This window comes from Echinicola pacifica DSM 19836 (assembly GCF_000373245.1).
Classification (GTDB): domain Bacteria; phylum Bacteroidota; class Bacteroidia; order Cytophagales; family Cyclobacteriaceae; genus Echinicola; species Echinicola pacifica.
This window is the reverse complement of sequence record NZ_KB890750.1, coordinates 347,238-366,480: the sequence shown is the minus strand read 5'-3', so window position 1 is coordinate 366,480 and position 19,243 is coordinate 347,238. Positions and strand designations below refer to the sequence as shown.

Here is a 19,243-nt window from a genome sequence, read left to right as displayed (position 1 = left end):
TATATTTTTCTTAATAGTTTGATTTTTTTATGTTAAAAAATCACTAATTAAGACTTATAATACTTTTTCAAAACATAATATGACTTTTCAATTAGAAATTATTCCTTACTTTTATTGAAGGTTCTTGGTAATATGTACTGAAATAACTCCTAAAAAATATACGAATTATTATTTAGGATTGCCAATTTGAATAGGTGAATTGACCTGATTTTGTCGAGAATACTAGTGATAAATGAGGGGAAGGCGGGAATATAAATGAAGGGATGGATGCAATATGAGGGGTATTTTGCCAATTTTCAACGAAAATGCCCAAGGAATATTGTTCCATTTTTTTTTATGTGAATTTTTATTGGAAGATTGTTAAAATCCCTTTATAAAAACTGATTTCTGGTGAAAACCTGATAAAATCTTACGCTATCAACAGTAAAAAATACCAAGTACCGCTAAGATCCAAAAGGTCTTTTTTGAAAGATTAGAATTGTATAACTATCAACGGAAGGAAGCAGTGTCATCCTGCTAGGAATAGTAAGGGGCATAGGCTTCAATTAATTCATTAAACACTATGACTTTGGTGCGTCAAAAATTTCTATTTTTTTTTCTGATTCTCAGCATGGCCTGCATTCATTTGGCCTATTCTCAATCAGCAACTAATGACCTGAAAATTAGCCTTACTGCTGATTCAGCAAGGCCTCAGGTCGGGGATCAAATTACCTTCAGCCTTGAGGCCTCAAATATAGGGTTTATCATAGCCACCGGCGTGGTGGTCGATGACCTTCTTCCCTCAGGATATACCTATGTCTCGGATAATGGCGGCGGAAGTTACGATCCATCCACCGGTCAATGGGGGATAGGTGTGCTGCGACAAACCAATAGTACCACCTTGGAGATTGTCGCTACGGTAAACCCTTCAGGGGAATATCAAAACAGTGCCAGCATATCTTCCAATCAAGAAGATGAAAACCCCGCTGACAATACCTCCACAGTAAACATCCGACCGATAGCGGTTTCCTCAGTATCCATCGTCCAAAGTGTATCCAATGCCAGTCCGGCCATTGGAGATATCGTTACTTTTACGATCACCGTAACGAATGATGGCCCTTCCACTGCTACCAATATCCTCATCCAAGATGACTTTGGATCCGGGTTTCAATACAGCTCTGCAAATGCCAGTGTGGGAAATATCAACCAAAGTAATAGGCAGTGGAATATTGCTAGTCTTGGAGCTGGAGCCTCTGCGACATTAAATCTGAAATTACTCGTATTACAACCACTGGATGGATCCGTCACCTATGAAAATAGTGTTGAAATCAGCTCCTTGAATGAAGAAGATCCCGACAGCTCAGATAATGAGGCCTCCAATTCCATCAACCCGGTAGCAAATCCCTCCTGGACGGTGGACAAGTCCTCTACAAGCCCTAACTATACTAGCCCTGGCGAATCGGTATCCTTCCAAATCAAAGTGGCCAATACTGGTAATGTAAATATCAGTGAAGTTCAGCTAAGCGATGACCTGGCAGATGAAGCTCCCACTCTTGTCTCGGGAGATAGTAATTCAGATGGAATCCTAAATCCGGGAGAAACCTGGACCTATTCGGCAGAATATACGGTGAGCCAGTCCGATATTGACAATGGAAGCATTACCAACAGCGTCCAGATAAATGGTGATCCCCTCGCGGGAAATTTGGACCCGGAAGAAGACTCGGCCACTGTGCCCGCTCAGCAGTCTCCGGCCATGGTGCTCACCAAGGAAAGCACCAGCAACCCCAGCGAATACACCAGTCCCGGACAGGAACTTAGCTATGAGTTTACCCTTAGCAATACCGGAAATGTATCCATCTCAGACTTGGTTCTAAATGATCCGGATCTTAGTACAGGTCCCGATTACAGCTCAGGGGATACCAATAATAATCAGATTCTGGAAGTGGGGGAAATATGGACCTATACCGGTAGCTATACCGTGACTCAGGAAGATGTGGACCGCGGCGAATTTACCAATAATGCAAGTGCAGATGGCAGCCCCGCAGGAGGCGAACTGGATACCGCCACGGCAAATGAAGTAGTCGATGCCGATCAGCAGCCTTCATGGACCCTAACCAAAACCTCCACGACTAACCCGAATAACTATACCAATCCAGGAGAAACGCTCAACTATGATATTAGCCTTAGCAATACAGGGAATGTCTCCATTTCGGACGTACAGCTAAGCGATGCTGGAGCTGATGCCGCACCGCAGCTTATTTCAGGTGATGATAATGGTAATTCTATTCTGGATGTAGGTGAAACCTGGAATTATGAGGTAAGCTATACCGTGAGCCAGGAGGATATAGATAATGGGCAATACCAAAATACGGCTACTGCTTCTGGTGATCCAGCTGGTGGAACACTACCCGATGCCTCCGACGATGAGACGATTCCTGCCATCCAGAACCCCTCATGGGACATAAGTAAGACGGCTACCGATGCCTTGGAATACTCCTCTCCGGGGGATGTCATCGATTACCAAATCGTGGTGACAAACACGGGGAATGTTTCCATAGATGATATTGCGATCCTTGATCCAGGTGCTAGCGTAGGTCCCAACTATTCCTCAGGAGATAGCAATTCTAATAATAGCATGGATGTGGGAGAAGCCTGGACTTATACGGCGAGCTATACCGTCACCCAAGCAGATATCGATGCAGGAAGCTATACCAATACTGCCACTGCTTCAGGCACTCCCGCAGGTGGAGACCTGCCTGATGCTTCGGAAGATGAGACCGTACCTGCGGTGCAAACTCCCGAATGGACCATCACTAAGGGTACGGATGAAATCAACTATAATTCCGTAGGACAAACTCTGGAATACACCATTGAAATCACCAATACAGGAAATGTATCCATCAGTGAGGTGCTTATTTCTGATCCACAGGCCACCACCGGGCCCACTTATATAAGTGGCGATCAGGGGGTAGATGATATTATGGCTCCCGGGGAGACTTGGATCTATTCTGCTACCCATGTGGTGACGCAGGACGATATGAATAATGGCTCCTTTACCAATACGGCTACCGCTTCTGGTACCCCTGCCGGAGGAGACTTGGTGGATGTCACAGATGAGATTACGATCCCGGCAGTGCAGGATCCTTCCATACGTATAGTGAAAGTTTCGGATCAAAGTGGCTATAGTGAGGTAGGAGAGGTGATTACCTATACCCTATATGTCCAGAACAATGGGAATGTCTCTTTGAACGATGTAGAGGTGGTCGATCCCCTTACAGGCTATACAGAGACCATAGAGGTGCTCGACGCTGGCGAACTCATTCTGCTGACCACCACCTATACTGTGACACAGGAAGATATAGACAATGGAAGTATTTCCAACCTAGCCACAGTGACGGGAGATGATCCAAATGGTGATCCTTATAATTCTGAGGATGATGAAACAATAAATGCCTCTCAAACGCCAAAAATTACCGTCCTAAAAACGTCAACACTAGGATCTTATGATGAGGTAGGAGAAGAAATCACTTATACCATTGCGGTAGAAAATACTGGCAATATCACGATCAATANCCCTACCGTAAGCGATCCGCAAGCGACTACCGGACCTACCTATGTATCGGGAGATAGCAATAGTGATGGGGTATTGGATGTGGGTGAGATCTGGAACTATGAGGCTACTTATGCGGTGACTCAGGAGGATATAGATAACGGAAGCTTCACCAATACCGCTATGGCTGGAGGTGATCCCGCGGCAGGCACTCTCCCAGAAGATTCTGACTCTGAGACAGTGGACGCAGACCAGCTTCCGGAATGGACCATTTCAAAAAATAACACCAATGCCTCCGGCAATTATTCTCAGGCTGGAGATATTCTTACTTATGATATTGTAATTGTAAACACTGGGAATGTTTCCATTACCAATGTAGAGGTATTTGACCCCACAGCAAGCGCTGGTCCTGATTATATAAGCGGCGATGACAATTCGGATAATATTCTGGATGTGGGAGAAAGCTGGACCTATGAAGCCAGCTATGAGGTAAGTCAGGCTGATGTGGATGCAGGAAGCTATACCAATGTGGCCACTGCAAATGGTATCTCCATTGGAGGTGATTTACCGGAGGTAAATGACAATGAAACCGTTCCGGTGGTTCCTGATCCTAGTTGGACCCTCACCAAAACCGCCGGTCAGCCCACTTACCAGACCCTGGGCGAAACGGTTGCTTATACCATTGAGGTGGAAAATACCGGCAACAGTTCGATACAGAACCCTGTCATCTCCGATCCCCAGGCTGATGCAGATCCCACCTACCAATCTGGCGATACAGATCAGGATGGAGAGATCGATCCAGGAGAAGTCTGGGTTTATACTGCTAATCATACCATTACCCAAGAGGATATTAATAACGGAAGCTATACCAATACCGCTAGCGCCTCAGGAACTCCAACCAACGGAGAGCTGGATGACGTCACCGATGATGAGACCATCGACGCCATAAAAGTACCTTCTTTAAGCATCGAGAAGACGGTTTCACCGCAAAACTACGATCATGCAGGCCAGGAAATTACCTTTAGTATCACAGTAACCAACGATGGTAATATGCCGCTAGTCAATGTGGTGGGGGTAGATCCTCAGCTGGGCTTATCAGAAAATATAGGAGACCTGCAGCCTGGGGAGAGCCAGACCTTTACGGGGACCTATATCGTCACCCAAGCCGATATGGACAATGGAGGCTTTACCAATACCGCTTCCGCTTCAGGGCAGGATATCGATGGGGTGGACGTGGATGATACTGATGATGTGACTGCCAATGCCAGCCAAGATCCTACTATCAGCATCGAAAAAGACCTGGATGAGCAAGGTTATGTGCAGGCAGGGGATGTACTTACCTATACGCTTACCGTCACCAATACAGGAAACCTCACCCTGGACAATGTCGTGGTTACGGACGAGCTGACGGGCACAACAGAAGATATAGGCACTTTGGCTCCCGGTCAAACTGTTGAAATCCCAGTCACCTATACCGTAACCCAAGCGGATGTGGATGCAGGTTCAGTAACTAATTCGGCCACTGTAACTGCCGAAGATCCGGACGGAAATCCGGTGGAAGATACCGATGATGTCACTATCAATGGTGGGCAGACCGGCTCAGTCAATATTCTAAAGACGGTGGACCAAAGTGGTTTTTATGAAGCAGGTGATGAGCTAGACTATACCATCACCGTGGTGAATACAGGCAACGTAAATATTAGCGATGCTACCGTAGTGGATCCGTTGACAGGCCTTACAGAGACCATTCCTTTAATGGAGCCTGGTCAAACATTCACATATACCACCACCTATACTGTCACCCAGGAAGATGTGGACAATGGTTCAGTGACCAATGTCGTCGATATTGACGGGGTAGATCCGGATGGCAATGAAGTTAAGGACTCCGATGATATCGTAATCAATGGAAATCAGAATCCAGATATCCTGGTTATTAAATCTGCCAACCCAGATGAGTTTACCCAAGCGGGAGATGAAATCACCTATAGCATCACCGTTACCAATACGGGAAATGTGACCTTGACCGATGTGGAGGTGACTGATCCACTAACGGGTTTTACTGATGTGATTCCTAGCTTAGCACCAGGGGAAACAGTGACCTTAACCACCACCTATACGGTTACCGCTGCCGATGTGGCCAATGGCTCCATCACCAATACCGCCAGTGCTTCAGGTACCTCGCCGGATGGTGATGATATTTCGGACAATGACAGCAACACCATATTTCCTGATGGGCAGAATAGGCCTTCAATCAGGATAGACAAAAATGTAAGTCCTCTGGGCTATAGTGCAGCAGGCGAAACACTCACTTACACCCTTAGAGTCACCAATACTGGAAATGTCGATCTGACCTCGATAGCAGTGACTGATCCATTGGCAGGGTTCAGCGAGCAGATCCCTTCCTTGAGTCCTGGTAGTTTTGAGGTATTCACCTTCCCTTATGAGGTGACTCAGGAAGATGTGGATTTGGGAGAAATATCCAATACCGCCACTGCCCAAACGGACAATCCGGTAACCTTGGCTGATAGTGATACCAAAATCATCTATGGTAGTCAAAGCCCAGATTTGAAAATAAGAAAAACCGTCGCTGAGTCAGGTTATAAAAATGTTGATGAAGTACTGAACTATACCATTTTTATAAGGAATGAGGGGAATGTAACCCTTTCTGATGTGCTCATCACGGATGATAGGATGGGAATAAGCCAGAGCTATGCCAGCCTTGCCCCTGATCAGCTGGAGCGAGTGGACTTTACCTATTCGGTGGTCCAGGAAGATCTGGATAGAGGCTATGTGGAGAATATCGCTGATGTGGTCGGCACAGCTCCCAAAGGCGAGGAAGTAAGCGACCTGGACACGGTTAGAATCTATGGAGCACAGAATCCTCAATTGGTATTTACAAAAACCGCCACGGAAACTTCCTTTTCTTCCGTGGATGAGGAAATACATTTTACGGTGACTGTTGCCAATGAAGGAAATACCTCCTTCTTTGATCTGGAAATTGTCGATCCGTTAATTGGGCTGAGCACGACCATTGACGTTCTTTCCCCAGGAGAAAGCGAATCTTTCCCGGCGACTTATAGTGTCACCCAGGAAGACCTGGATGCTGGCAATGTGACTAATAATGCTCAGGTGAGTGGCAGTGACTTTTATGATAATCCAGTTGTGGAAACAGACACGGCGGTGGTCCCTGCTCAGCAAAACCCTCAATTGACCGTCACTAAAACACAAGATATCGCCATTTTTGACCAAACGGGGCAGGAGATTAATTATGATATTACGGTAAGTAATTCCGGTAATATCACTATCAGCGATCTGACCGTCACTGATGCCACCGCCCTTTCTGGCCCTACTTATACGGGTGGAGATACCAATGAAAATGACATCATGGAGGTAGGCGAAATTTGGACCTATACTGCTTCCTATACCACCAATCAGGATGATTTGGATAATGGTGGATATACCAATACGGTCATCGCCACTGGAACTCCTGCCGGGGGTAACCTCAGGGATGGCAGAGCTAGTGTGACAGTACCTGCGGATCAGCAGCCCGAATGGGAGATCACCAAGGTGAGTACCACGGTTCCTAATACCTATGCAGCAGTCGGAGACCTTATGACTTTTGAGATTAGCCTGGCTAATACCGGCAATGTGGTGGTCAGAAATATCCAACTTTCCGATCCGGAAGCAGACAGTCCTGCAGCACTGATCAGCGGTGACCTGGACTCAGACGGCCAGTTGGATGCTGGAGAAACCTGGGTATATACCGCAAGTCATATTGCCACTCAGGCGGATATTGATGCGGGAAGTTATACGAATACTGTCACCGCTTCTGGTGAGCCTGCGGGAGGAACCTTAGAGGCGGTAGAGGATGAAGAAACCATTCCTGCTGACCTACAGCCTTCCTGGACGCTCACCAAAACCAGCACTACACAGCCTAATTCCTTCAATAAGCCTGATACGTACCTGAACTATGCCTTTGAACTGGAGAATACAGGGAATGTAAGTATTCGCGATGTGAGTGTGGAAGACCCGAATCTGCTGGAAGGCCCCACCTATAGAGGCGGTGATACCGATAAAGATGGGGTGCTGGATGTAGGAGAAATTTGGAATTATACCGGAAAATATAAGACGGTCCAAACAGATGTGGACAATGGAGAATTTCAAAATACCGCTACTGCAAATGGAACCGTCCAGGCTGGTGACTTAGCAGATGCCATAGGTCAGGAAACGGTACCGGCACTGATCCGACCTGAACTTACCCTATTGAAGTTTGTACAGCAAGCTGGATATATTAAGGTAGGGGATTTCTTAAACTATTCCATTTTTGTCACCAATACAGGAAATCAAACCATCAGTACCATTAGGGTTCAGGATCCTTTGACTGGAATGGATAGAACGATTGCCTCCCTGGCACCTGGGGAGACGACTACCTTTCATGAACTCTATAGGGTCACCCAAAATGACCTGGATGTGGGGACTATAGAAAACACGGCCACTGCAGATGGCTTTGATCCGGAAGGTAACCTTATCCATGTGGAAGACACGGAAATCATCAATGGTTCCCAATCACCCTCCATAAACCTAATCAAAAATGTAGCAGAAAATGGCTATATCTATGCTGGCGAGGAAGTCCACTACTCCTTATTTGTGCAGAATACAGGCAATATAACCTTATTCGATGTGCAGGTCACTGATCCTCTGATCAATCTTGATGTGACTGTAGATCAATTAGATCCGGGTGAAAGACATGATTTTGAAGACCCTTATACCATCACCCAAGCGGATGTGGATCGGGGTGAGCTAGCCAATACCGCCACCGTGGTAGCACTGGATATTAATGGTAATACGCTTACCGATTCTGATTCAGAGTTATTAATAGGCACACAATTGCCTGGAATACAGGCCACAAAATCTTCCTCCACCGCCAATTATGACGCAGTGGGCGAGGTGATCCAATATACTATTTCCGTGAAAAACACCGGCAATGTCACCCTTTCTGAGGTGCTGGTGACTGACCCTAATACGGTGATCACTGGAACGAACCCTATCCCGAGCATTGCTCCAAATGAAACGGTGACTGTCACCGCTGAGCATACAGTGGTGCAGGCAGACCTGGATGCTGGCAAATATATCAATCAGGCCAATGCCTCCGGAGATGATCCTTTTGGGAACCCCATCAGCGATAATACTAATAAGGTCACTGTGCCTGCTGTACAGAATCCTCAGCTTACCCTGACCAAATCCTCCAGTACGGAGAGCTATGATGAGGTTGGAGACATCATCAATTATACCATCGTGATGGCGAACACGGGTAATGTCACGCTTAGCAATATTACCTTGTCAGATCCCAAAGCAGACATCCAGGGCTCCACCAATATCGCAACGATGGCGCCTGGGGAGGAACTGAGCTTCACCGCTACACATACCGTCACGCAGGCCGATCTTGACGCCGGAGAATATAGGAATACCAGTTCGGCCACTGGCAAAGACACCAATAATAAATCAGTATCTGATAGTTCGAATGAGGTTATCGTGCCGGCCATTCAGACGCCAGATATGCAAGTGGTGAAATCCAGTACCAAGACCACCTACAGAAGCGTCGGCGAGGAAATCCCTTATACCATTACGGTCACCAATACCGGTAATGTCACCTTGACTGATATCGAAGTGAGCGATCCGAGGGCGGACATTTTGACTGGCAGTCCTATTACAAGATTATCACCAGGTGCATCGGCAGATATTACCGCCCGACATATCGTGGTGCAGGCGGATATTGATCAGGGGTACTATACCAATCAAGCTACCGCCAACGGCAAGGATCCACAAAACAATACCGTAGCGGAGGTTTCCAATGAGGTTACCCTTAATGCCATTCAGGAACCTTCCTTTATTATTGAGAAATCTACCAGCACCCCAACCTACGATGCGGTAGGTGATAATAGCCTATATCAAATCAAAGTCACCAATACTGGGAATGTCACACTTCATAATATTGTGGTGGCTGACCCTAATACGGACATTACCCAAGGCAACCCTATCAGCCTGCTAAGTCCTGGTGAAGTGGCCTATATCAGTGCACAGCACAGCATCAGTCAGGAAGACCTCGATGCAGGAAGCTATGCCAATACCGCCACCGCCACGGCTTTGGATGTGAGTGACAGCAGACTCGATGTCCAATCCAATGAGGTGATCGTATATGCTGTTCAGAATCCACTTATTGAGATTACGAAGACGGCTTCGCCTCAAAATTATGATACGGTAGGCGAGACGATTACTTATACGATCAAGGTATCAAACACAGGAAATGTCACCTTGAACACCATTACTGTCAATGATCCATTGACTGGTTTGTCCAGGTCCATCGCTAGTCTGAGCCCTGGTGATAGCCGTACTTATACTACCAGCATCACCATTGACCAGGAAGATCTGGATCAGGGACAAATAGATAATACTGCCAGCACACAAGGATTCGATCCTAATGGAGAAATGGTAGCGGACAGTGCGGATGAGCAGGTACTCGCTATTCAGGATCCTTCGATTTCTATCCTGAAAGAAGCGGATAAGTCTAAGGTTTTTGATAAGGGCGAAGTCATCACTTATACCTTTACCATCACCAATGATGGAAATCTAAGCCTGACAGATATCGAATTTACCGATGCCCTGACGGGCAATAATGAACAAATAGCTAGTTTGGCCCCAGGCCAACAGTTAGTGTATACTGGCACCTATACAGTGAGTCAGCAGGATATGGACAATGGAGAAATCCCAAATACTGCCGTGGTAAGTGCTAAAGATCCAAATGGCGATTTGCTAAATGATACCGATGATTACCTGGTACTCACTGATCAGATAGAAGCCATCCAGATTACCAAAGAAGGCGACCTATATACTTATGATGAGGTGGGGCAGGTAATCTCCTATACCATCGTGGTGAGTAATGTGGGGAATGTCACTTTATCTGAGGTGATGACTTCCGATGATCAATTGTCCTTCAACCGAAATATCGGCGTACTGAGTCCTGGTCAAAGCAAACTATATACCGTCCAATACATCATCACACAGGAGGATATAGACAATGGTTCATTTACCAATATTGCAGATGCGACGGGTCTAGCGCCGAATGGTGACACCATTAGTGATCAGGATACCTATACTGCCGATGCCCAGCAGGCAGGAAGTATTCTAGTGACCAAATCTGCAGTTCCTAGAATATTCGATAAAGCTGGTGATGAGGTAACCTATACTGTTACAGTGAAAAACACCGGTAATGTCACCCTAAGCAATGTGGTGGCAGTGGATCCATTGACCAATATGGAAGTGGAAGTGGGCACCATGGCCCCTGGGGAAGCCAAGACGAATAATACCATTTATACCATCACCCAAGAGAATGTCGATAGCCGATTTGTACTGAACACCGCTACCGCCACTGGCAATTTACCAGATGGAAGTACGGTCAGCGATACCGATCAAATACGGGTTTATAGTAATGGGGAGCCTGCCGTAGAGATTACCAAAACACCAAACAAAAACACTTATGCTGCCGCTGGAGAGCAAATAGAATATGTGTTGATGGTGGAGAATATAGGCAGCCTAACCTTGGAAAACTTAATAGTGAAAGACCCATTGACGGGTTTTGAGCAAACCATCGCTAGCCTGGCTCCTGCGGAGCAAGTGCTCTTGAACACCAGCTATACGGTAAGTCAGGAAGACATGGACCGAAGGGAAGTGAGCAACCGCGCCACGGTAGAAGGTACCGGCAGCAATGGCCAGGCGGTATCGGATGCAGATGATGCTCTGGTGGTGGCTTCCTGGGCAGCGAGCCTGGACCTTCAGAAGACTTCTGATCCTCTATTGATCGATTACGCTGGTCAGGAGATCGTTTATACCTTTGTGCTTACCAATAATGGAAATATTACTCTTCAGCAGGTGAAGCTCTCTGATACCCTGATAGGTGCTGAAGTGGAGGTAGGTACCATGGCGCCGGGAGATATACGTACTTTTACAGTTCCGTATAATGCCACGCAAGCGCAAATTGATTTTGGAAGAATTACCAATATTGCCACAGCGACAGCAGTGGCGCCAAATGGTGTTTCTGGATCCGTCCAGGATCGTGCTGTGGTACTGGTACGTCGATCAGGAGAGATCACTGTCACCAAAACCCCTGATGAAACTCATATCGACACTGCCGGAGATATGATCAACTATACCATTGCAGTAAGCAATTCTGGTAATGTGACCCTCACTGATGTCACCGTAACTGACCCTCTTACCGGTATGGCAGAGGACATTGCGACGATGGCTCCAGGAGACGAGATGATCTTCAGGACCAGCTATCAATCCAGCCAGGTAGATATAGATAATGGAGGAGTAAACAATACCGTCATTGCAATGGGCTTAACCCCTACATTGAGTTCAGTAAGCGATGAGGCGGAAGCTTTTGTTCCAGCTGATATCAATGGAGACCTTCAAATTATCAAAACCCCGAATATCGCTCAATTTGATGCGGTGGGAACCCTCATCCCTTATACCATTGTGGTAACCAATACAGGGAATGTCAGCTTGAGCTCAGTAGCAATCACCGATCCACTCACGGGAATGGATGAACTTGTGGAGCTTATGGAGCCGGGAGCGGAACTTACTTTTGCCACCAGCTACACCTCCCAGCAGAAGGACCTGGATGCGGAGGGAATAGAAAATATAGCTACTGCGCAAGGGCTCACCCCTAAAGGGCAAATTATAATAGATAGAGATACAGCACAGGTTCCAGCAGTACAGTTACCAGCGGTGCAACTGGTCAAGGAGGCTAATATAGCCACCTATACGCAGGTAGGGGAAGAAATCACCTATACGCTCACCGTCACCAATATTGGAAATGTAACGCTTAGTAATGGAAACCTGAATGATCCACTGATAGGGATGAACCTCAGTGGGGGAAGGATGTTGCCTGGCGATTCTCAAGCTTTCCAGGGACAATACACCATTCGACAAGCAGATCTTGATCGCGGCTATCTGGATAATCAAGCCACCGTGATTGGCTATTCTGATGCCGCGGAGGCTGCAAGAGACACAGCGATCCTGACCCTTCCAGGAAGGCAGGAACCAGCCATTAGCCTCGAGAAATCCAGCAATATTAATGAATTTGACGCTCCAGGGACGGTAATCAGATATACCCTGGTGGTGACCAATACAGGGAACTTAAGCCTGACTGAGGTGCTGGTAACCGATCCACTTACTGGATTAAACACCAGCATCCCGACTTTGGCGCCAGGAGAAAGTCAGGAATTCATCACCCGATATACCACTAGTCAGGCGGATCTGGACAATGGGCAGGTGATCAATGATGCCCATGCTAGCGGCTTGGATCCACAAGGAGAAACCTTGGTGGATAGTGCATCAGTTACAGTATATGGTATTCCTGATCCAGATGTATTGCTGACCAAGGAAGCTGATGTAAATAGTTATGATGAGGTAGGAGATGTCATCACCTATACCTTATATGCAGAGAACACTGGGAATGTCACCCTCCTAGAGGTCCACCTGGTGGATCCACTCACAGGGCTGGACAGAGCGGCAGATAATGTGGCCCCTGGCCAATCCGCAATTCTCACTACTCAATACACCATCACCCAAGCTGACCTAGATAGTGGAAGGGTGATCAATGCTGCCTTGGTGACTGGCATCAGTCCACAAGGAGTGGAAGTGGCCGATGAGGATGCCGTCACCGTCCCAGCTGTACAAAGTCCTTCCATCACCTTGGAGAAAACTGCCGACCTGGACTCTTATCGTCTGGTAGATGAGACCATCACCTATACCCTTACCGCCACCAATACCGGCAATGTCAGCTTGAATGAGGTGACCATACGTGATCCTCATAATGGTTTCCAGGAAAATATAGGACGCCTGGAACCAGGAGAAGCTATCACTGTCAACAGTACCTATAATGTTAGCCAGCAAGACTTGGATGATGGTGAGATCGTGAATAGGGCTAATGTGACGGGGATATCCGATTCGAAGCAGCAAGTAAGTGATGAAACCTCACTCAGCCTGCCAGCCGATCAGTATAGCGCCATCTCTATTCATAAGACGGCAAGTCCGAAAACCTATTCCGAGCTTGGCCAAATCATCACCTATACACTGGTGGTGACCAATGAAGGAAACGTCACCTTGACGAATGTGAATACGGTGGATCCACTGACTACTTTTGATGAGACTGTGGCGAGCCTCGCTCCGGACAGTACCAGCACTTATACTATAAGCTACGAAGTGACTCAGGCGGATCTGGATAATGGTGAGATCATCAATGATGCTACGACCAGCGGGCAAGCGCCGGATAATACCAGCGTATCCGACTCGGATCGTGCAATTGTAATTGCGCAGCAAGCTCCAAGTATCATTATCCATAAGACGGCAGATCCGAAAACGTACGATAGCCCTGGAGATATCATCAGCTATACCCTGGAGGTAATCAACGATGGTAATATCAGTTTGGAATCAGTACAGGTAGAGGATCCTTTGACAGGATTTGACCGGGAAATCGATAAACTCGCTCCGGGAGATAGCAGAACTTTTACCACGAGCTATTCGATCAAGCAAAGTGATATTGACCAAGGGGAAGTCATTAATACGGCGACTGCTCTGGGCTATACGCCTGGTGGGGTGATGGTAGAAGATGACGATACGGAGACGGTGAAAGCCCTGCAAGCGGGAGCGGTGGAGATCGATAAAACGGCCAGCCCACGTATTTTCGAAAATGCCGGGGAAGTGGTAGTTTATACCCTTACCGTTACCAATACTGGGAACTTAACCCTTAGCTCCGTGGTAGTAGAAGATGATAAGGTGGGATTTGCCGAGAATATAGCCTTGCTAGGTCCTGGTGAAAGCCGCACTTATACCATCAATTATACCCTTAGCCAGGCAGATATCGATGGGCTTATCCTCATCAATACCGCCACCGTGACCGCCGATACCCCGGATGGAGAGCAGGTATCGGATACCGATAAGGCGGTGGTAGGAGCCAGAGGAGAAGGTGCAATAGAAATTAAGAAAACAGCGAATCCTAAATTATATTCCAGCCCGGATGAAGTCATCGATTATACCCTGGAGATAGAGAATATAGGAAATGTCACCCTGTCCAATGTGCTGGTTACCGATCCTTTAACTGGATTGAATCAGAGCATTGGAGAAATGGAACCGGAGGAAATCGTAACTATTAATACCTCGATTACCATTAGTCAAGAGGATATTGATCGTGGATCTGTCAGCAATACCGCCTCAGTCACCGGCACCAGCCCGACCGACAAAGTGGTGGAAAGTGACGACTCGGCTCTGGTGAAAGCATTGCGCTCAGCCAGCATCAGCCTCGTGAAAACCGCCGATGTGCAGTTTTATGATGCTGCCGGAGATATCATTCCTTATACGCTAAGTCTGACCAATACCGGAAACGTAACCCTTACAGAGGTGGTACTCACTGATCCTCTGACCGGCTTTAGCACTCAGATTAATAGTTTTGCCCCAGGAGAGACTGCCACCTATTCCACTTCTTATACTATTAATCAGGAGGATATGGATATCGGTCTGGTGAGCAATACGGCGACAGTCCAGGGGATCAGCCCAGCAGGTCTGACGGTTTCCGATCAGGATGATGCCAAAGTCCGCGGACGACAGGCTTCTTCCATATCTATTGATAAGGTGGCCAGCCCTAGGGTATACTATGAGGTGGATGAGCAAATCAGTTATACCCTTACCATCAGCAATACCGGAAATACCACGCTCACCGATGTGCATCTCAGCGATCCATTGACGAGCCTCGAAGAAGACATCAGTAGTATGGCTCCCGGTGATACGCTTATTTTTAATACCACGTATCAGATTACCCAGGCAGATATAGATGCTGGTTCCGTGACCAATACCGCAGTGGTGGAAGGTACAGATCCTTCAGATATTATCATTAGCGATGAGGATGATGCTAAAGTCAATGCCGTGAGAATTGGAAGGGTGAAAATTGAGAAAAACCCTTTAACTGAAAGTTATAACCAAACCGGACAAGAGTTATCCTATGAGCTGATCGTCACCAATACCGGAAATGTGACGCTGGTTCGACTGACGGTGACTGACCCACTGACGGGCATGAATGAGTCCATAATCCGACTAAGCCCAGGGGAAAGTAGAACCTATAATACCGCCTATACGGTGGATCAGAATGACCTTGATTTTGGACAGGTGGATAACACCGCTACGGTGTCTGGTGTATCTCCTTCGGGCAGGTTGGTGGAGGATGTTGATTCGGCTATCGTCCCTGCGGTCCAAGAGGGAGCTATCTCTATCAGCAAAACACCTTCGGTAAGCAGTTTTGAAAATGTAGGGGATCAAATTGATTATACCTTAGAGATCACCAATACAGGAAATGTGACTTTACTGGGAGTAAGGGTGAGCGATCCGCTGACCGGCTTAGACCAAGCCATCGGTAATCTGGATCCGGCGGAGAGCGTCAGCTTATCCACGGAGTACCTCATCACCCAAGCGGATATTGACCAGGGATCTGTGAGCAATACGGCAACGACTAGCGGTAGGACTCCGCTGAATATCCAGGTTTCTGATGAGGCTACTGCCGAGGTGGATGCCATTCAAAACCCGACGATTGTCTTGGTGAAATCGGCCAACAAAACGGAAGTTTCTACGCTTGGTGAACTAATTACCTATGAACTTACGGTGAGCAATCCTGGGAATGTCACCTTATATGATCTGACTTTACTGGATTCCATGACGGACTATAAGGAAACTGCGCCAATGATTGTTCCGGGAAGATCAGGGACCGTCCAGACTTCCTATGCTGTGACTCAGGCAGATCTTGATGCCGGTTTTGTCCAAAATACCGCCAGTGTGGTGGCATATAGTCCTGAGGAAATAGAAGTAAGTGCTGAGGATATGGTGCTGATCAATGTGGTTCAGTCTCCTTCCATTAGCATAAGCAAGTCAGCCGATAAGGACACTGTATATCGAGCCGGTGAGACCGTGGTATATAGCTTGACGGTGAGGAATACGGGGAATGTCAGCCTCGATCAGGTTCAGATTAGAGATCCTCTTACTGGCCTGGACAGGACCATTGGCACACTGATTCCGGGCCAAAACAGGGCGGTGGAAAGCAGCTATCAGGTGCAGGTTGCGGATATTGATCGAGGATATATTGACAATACTGCTACCGTTCAGGGATATAGCCCGGCAGAATTGCTCGTGGAAGATGAAGATAGCTATCAGGTGATTGCCATTCAGCAGCCTATGATACTTCTGGAAAAAATCGCAAGCCCTGATAAGTACAGTACGGTGGGACAGGTGATCAGCTATACCCTGACCTCTACCAATACCGGAAATACAAGCTTGAGTTCGGTCATCCTTAGGGATCCTCTCACAGGCCTCAACCACAGTATTGGTGATCTGGCGGTGGGCGAATCCATGGAGCTGCAGAGTACTTACTCCATCGTGCAGGCGGATCTGGATGCAGGGTCTGTAATTAATATTGCCACGGTAAGTGGCCAAAGTCCTAATGGCATAGAAGTCAGCAGCCAGGATTCTGCCAGAGTAAGGGCGACCCAGCTGCCAGCGATCTTACTCGAGAAGTCAGCTGATAAGCAAATGGTATCAGCGCCTGGGGAGCTAATCACTTATACCCTGACTGCTACCAATATGGGTAATGTGCTCCTGACGGCTGTGACCATCCTTGATCCTATGACCGGGACGGAGCAGCTGATAGGTGACTTGATTCCTGGACAGTCCAGCTCCATTACCGCAGAATATACCGTAACTGCTGAGGATATAGCGGCTCAGGTGGATATCGTCAATATCGCCAGTGTAAGTGGTACAGGCATCAATGGCCAAATAGTGGAAGACTCAGATCGTGCAGCGGTAGAAGTGGTCTGCGAAGGCAATACCTTCATCGCCGGCCAGGTGATCGACACCGACACCAATACAGGCTTGGCAAATGTTCCTGTGGTATTGATACCAGTAGGTGCTGACCGTGGTGAAGGATTGATAGCGATCACCGATGAGGAGGGAACCTACCAGTTTGAGGGAATAGCCATAGGCGCTTATACCTTGACGGTATTTGACAGAAACCTCAATAAGGTCGATGAGCTCTATCCAGTCAATGAGAGATCGGTTAATGTAAATGTCGCCGATTGCCAATACATCCTTCAGGATTTCGCCTATGCCGCCACCGGCGTACCGGTAATTCATGGCTATGCATGGTATGATCAGAATGCCGATGAGACCCAGAATGAATGGTATGATGCCAATAATGATGGCCAAGTCACCCTCAATACCCTGGTGCCTGGTGCGCTATTGGATATTAATAATTGGGAGTGGTTTGACTTCAATGGGGACGGCAGCTATGAAGGCCCTACCAATGAAGGGGAACTAAATAAGGGTGGTTTTGGAAATTCCACAGGCTTGAATATAGAGATCGAAGGACCCAATGGTTATTTCCGTAAGGAGAAAATAAATGAATATGGATTCTGGCAACATCAACTGACGCAGTCTGATCCGTTTGGAGAATATACCATTACGCTGAGGCCTGATAGTACCTTTGCCGAAAATGGCATCGGTCTAGCGGCCACCAGACAGGTGAAGGTGATTCCAAATAGCAATGGAAGGACGGCTGCTTTACAGGAGAATCTGCTTTGTGAATTTACCACACCGCAGACCCTGGTGCAGATGATCAGTCCTGGTGATGTCCCTGATTTTGATTATGGATTAAGTTGCCGCCTAGTGGAAGAGGAGATTATTGCCAATGATGATGCCTTCGGTGAATTCTTCCTGAGCTATGATGGTGTGATGGGCAATGTGCTCACCAATGATCTATTCGATGGGGAGGAGGCTCAGCCAGCGGAGGTGACGATTGTCATCACAGATGATGCCGGATTGCTAGGCCTCAATGTCGCTAATAATGGTGACCTCAGTCTGCTACCTGGAGTGAATGCACCAGGTGAATATCAGCTGAGCTACCGTCTGGAGGAAACTGGTGATGAGGAGAATTTTGACACGGCGATCATCACCTTTACCTTGGTAAATGACGAGGTGGATTTGGCCATTACCAAGACTTCTTTTGGACTGGAGATCTTCGAAGGTGACCAGTTTGAATATGAGCTGGTCGTGACCAATGTCCATGATACCGACGGCACCAATGTATTTGTCAGCGATATACTTCCTGACGAACTGAGGTACCTGGGCTCTGTCATCAGCACCAATAATGATGATATTCTGGTCAATACTAATATAAGTGGACAGGAGATCATCTGGGCGATGCCTTTACTTCCGGTAGGAGGAGAGGTAAGGATTACGGTCAGCGTGGAGGCCGGTGCACCTTCCACCCTCATCAACACCGCAACGGTGGAGGCGATGGAAACGGATATTCAGCCGGAAGATAATACCGCCACAGACATCAACCAGATCAATCCATTCCGAATCCCGAATGTCATCACGCCAAATGGGGACGGAGACAATGACACCTTTGAGGTGCTCGGCCTAGGGAAATATGCAGGTAATAAGATAACGATCTTCAATCGATATGGTGACCATGTACTAGAGCAGGAAAATTATCAGAATGATTGGAATGCTCCAGGGCAGGTCGCCGGCACCTATTTCTATATTCTCCTTTGCTATGATGAGCAAGGAAATGAAACGGAGTTTAAAGGTTGGATTCAAGTGATTAAAAAGTAAAAG

1 protein-coding gene is annotated in these 19,243 nt (G+C 47.2%); it reads left to right on the top strand.

The features are described from left to right. Nucleotides 1-562 precede the first annotated feature (562 nt). A complete protein-coding gene (locus B050_RS0112060; protein WP_018474178.1) occupies nt 563-19,240 on the top strand; it encodes a T9SS C-terminal target domain-containing protein in 18,678 nt (6,225 codons plus the stop codon). Nucleotides 19,241-19,243: the final 3 nt, after the last annotated feature.